The 2,712-nt window shown below is 37.2% G+C and carries 4 protein-coding genes; all 4 read right to left on the bottom strand.

Translation table 11 applies throughout. The features are described from left to right. Window positions 1-199: 199 nt before the first annotated feature. Genes BTHERMOSOX_RS10220 through BTHERMOSOX_RS10205 form a run of 4 tightly spaced genes read right to left on the bottom strand, consistent with a single transcriptional unit; the run spans window position 200 to window position 2,399 of the window. On the bottom strand, window positions 200-457 hold the full coding sequence (locus BTHERMOSOX_RS10220) for a hypothetical protein (protein WP_138121053.1): 258 nt from the start codon (window positions 455-457) through the stop codon (window positions 200-202). Window positions 458-478: 21 nt separating this feature from the next. Continuing rightward, window positions 479-1,723, bottom strand: coding sequence for an McrB family protein (locus BTHERMOSOX_RS10215; protein WP_138121052.1), 1,245 nt, complete (start codon window positions 1,721-1,723; stop codon window positions 479-481). Window positions 1,724-1,776: 53 nt separating this feature from the next. Further along, window positions 1,777-2,175 carry a type II toxin-antitoxin system tRNA(fMet)-specific endonuclease VapC gene (vapC, locus tag BTHERMOSOX_RS10210; RefSeq protein ID WP_138121051.1) on the bottom strand — a complete coding sequence of 133 codons (399 nt, stop codon included), beginning with the start codon at window positions 2,173-2,175 and terminating at the stop codon, window positions 1,777-1,779. Further along, the gene (locus BTHERMOSOX_RS10205; protein ID WP_138121050.1) at window positions 2,175-2,399 is read right to left on the bottom strand and encodes a hypothetical protein; all 225 of its coding nucleotides are present in this window, start codon (window positions 2,397-2,399) and stop codon (window positions 2,175-2,177) included. Before BTHERMOSOX_RS10205 ends, vapC begins: the two co-directional genes overlap by 1 nt. Window positions 2,400-2,712: the final 313 nt, after the last annotated feature.

The raw sequence follows: 2,712 nt of genomic DNA, 5'->3' as shown, positions 1-2,712 counted from the left end.
GATTCATCAGGAGTCCTGAGGCAAATAAAGTCTCTGTTAGAGACCGAATATATGGCTGCAATCTTGTTCACTGTTGATATCACCAAAATTTGAAAACTTGGCTTGCAATAATTGAGGAGTCCATATAAGGGGTTAGGGGAGGTTTTTATTAGATAATCCCCCCTTAATCCCCCATTTCACAAGAGGGGGAAGTGAACGGTTATGGCCAGAACGATGTAAACCCATTGGCAGATAAACGTGCTTTCATCCAGCTAATTTTCTTTTTTGAACGGCATTTAATAAAAAATATATTACCCTCAATAATTTCTCTTAGTAAATCAGGGCGAGTTTTTGTATCTTCCCAGGTTTCTGTCAATTGCTCAGCAAGAACAGACTCAAGTTGATCAAGTAAGCTATTTTCACCATCATCTTGTAACTTTTCACTATCACCCTCGATCCGAGGCAGAACCTTGGTCATTAAAAAATCATCCCAGACTGCTTAAAGTTCAGGAGTATCCCTGGGTTTAAAAGAAACTACCGCAATTAATAACTCATTTAGCGCGCGATAAGCTAGTTCAAACGGAGTTTCTTTTAATACGGTATTAAGCGCTTCTAAAAATGCAATACTCTTGCTTCCATTAGGATCATATTCAACAATATCAGTGATATTAACCTGGGAGAGGGTGGGAAAGCTAAGTGTTTTTGGCTGAGTCTGTGCTTCAAAGTACGCCTGGTAATCATTAGGAAAGAACTCACCAAAATCTATTGTAAAAGCACGATCAATTACTTTACGAGAAAATCCATGGGTGGTTTCATCCATATTGACCGTGCCAGCAACAATCAGATTAGGGGGTATGCTGATACCTTTATTTAAAAAGTATTGCCATAAGGCATCATTCTCATCACCCGCAAGATTAAGCTGGGTTCTTAATTGAGCAAGATTATCTACTTGTTTAAAGATACTGGAGTTAAGCAAAGCATCGCAGTGATATTGTCCATCTTCCCAATAGCGAGTTTCAATAATAGCTAAATAATCAGCAAAATATTGTTCGACCGGTGCCAGGTTCATTTCATCCAGGCATAACCAATAAGGCACACAGTCATCGTTATAATTAACCTCTTCATCTTCAATATTTTCAGTTATTTCTTTCCATGCGGCGACTATAAATACTAAAAAATCAGTTACTATATATTCTGCACCATTATTGCCCAAACGGGAAATATAGCCTAGTAAATCTGAGGGCTCATGCCAGTCGGGACGAACAGGAACGATACAATAATTTGAATGATCTTTTCTAAAGCGTTTGGCCTGTTGTTTTACGAAGCGGGTTTTTCCAGTGCCGGAGAGGCCAGAAAGAAGAATAAAGGGTTTTGGTAATGAGGTAGTTAATATTGGTAATTTTTGAGAAGATTTACCCTGATAGTGAGTTAATTCATATTCACAAAGTTTACTGATCGTTGCTTCATAACCCAGTATGAACTTTTCATAATCTAAGTTAAGAAATGAAAATAGATGTGGGAGTCCCTGCTCTTTTCGGTACTTTCTATTAAAATCATCAATGGAAATTTTTTTGCTAAGAAGGTAGGGTAATAAATCCACAATCAATTGAGTTGGTATTATCCTACGCTGAAGATCACTTTGTAATCTGATATAAATATTTTCAGAATTTATTTTTTCAATAGAAATGGCTCTGTTGCCCTCCCCAAGCTTCAGGCCTTGATATAAGCTAAGTTTGTTGCCCATTACTTCATTATTCCATTTTATTATGTGTTCATATTAAGTAGCAATATGAGAAATCATGATTGCCAGTCTTCTAATCGCAACCCGGTAATCCGGGAAAACTCCTTGGTATTATGCGTGACTAAAACAGCATCATGCGCTCTGGCTATAGCCGCTATCAGAAGGTCATTCGGCCCTATTATTTTTCCTTGAGCGCTTAAATCTGCACGTATTAATCCATATTCTTCTGCGCACCTGTCATCAAATGGAAGACTGTTTAAGGGTGAAAAAAAATGATTAAGTAATTGTAAATTGGCTTCTACTCTTTTGCTATGCCTGGCACCGAAGAGTAATTCAGCCTTTATTACGCTACATAAGGCGATCTCTGAAGGAGAAGAATTGCGGAAATGCAGTTCTATTTGTGCATGACGATTATTTAACAAGTGAATACACACATTGGAATCAAGCAGGTACATTAGTCTATTGATTCCCGTTTTTCGAGAGTTCCTTGACTAGGGCGTTGCAGCGTTTCACCTTCCCATTTGCCTAATTTTTCGAAATAGTCTTCAGGCCATTCGTTAGTTACTTCTCGTTTTGCCAGTTCTGCAAGGTATTTGGACACTGATAAATGAGCGTGTTCCGCTTTGATTTTAATTTTATCTGCTATTAAATCCGGGATATAAAAATGTAATTGAGCCATGTGCTTTCCAAAAATATATTTGCTATATTTGTATTATCGTAGACATGCAATTACATTGTCAATTCTGGCGGCATATAAAATTTACTTTTAGTTAATTTTTTAAAAGATGCTACTTTAATTTAATTACAGATAAGGTAAGGTATTGATTGTTCGGGATGGGAGCAGAGAGTTGGTTGTTCGTTTATATCATGAGTGTTCCCTTTAAAACATAAGCTTGCAAGAAAACATCCTATAAACCAGCACTCTAAAGCTCACCAAGAAGCGTTTCTTCGTATTTTACAAATTAGGCTATCAGCAACAAAGAAGGTGAAGG

The sequence above is a fragment of the Bathymodiolus heckerae thiotrophic gill symbiont genome (assembly GCF_900128515.1).
GTDB lineage: Bacteria > Pseudomonadota > Gammaproteobacteria > PS1 > Pseudothioglobaceae > Thioglobus_A.
The sequence above is the reverse complement of the archived record's forward strand: the minus strand, read 5'-3'. Positions and strand labels throughout refer to the sequence as shown.

Excerpts from the sequence above, each read along its gene's own strand:
- BTHERMOSOX_RS10220 (WP_138121053.1), bottom strand. The coding sequence starts at position 457 with ATGACCAAGGTTCTGCCTCGGATCGAGGGTGATAGTGAAAAGTTACAA.
- BTHERMOSOX_RS10215 (WP_138121052.1), bottom strand. The coding sequence starts at position 1,723 with ATGGGCAACAAACTTAGCTTATATCAAGGCCTGAAGCTTGGGGAGGGC.
- vapC (WP_138121051.1), bottom strand. The coding sequence starts at position 2,175 with ATGTACCTGCTTGATTCCAATGTGTGTATTCACTTGTTAAATAATCGT.
- BTHERMOSOX_RS10205 (WP_138121050.1), bottom strand. The coding sequence starts at position 2,399 with ATGGCTCAATTACATTTTTATATCCCGGATTTAATAGCAGATAAAATT.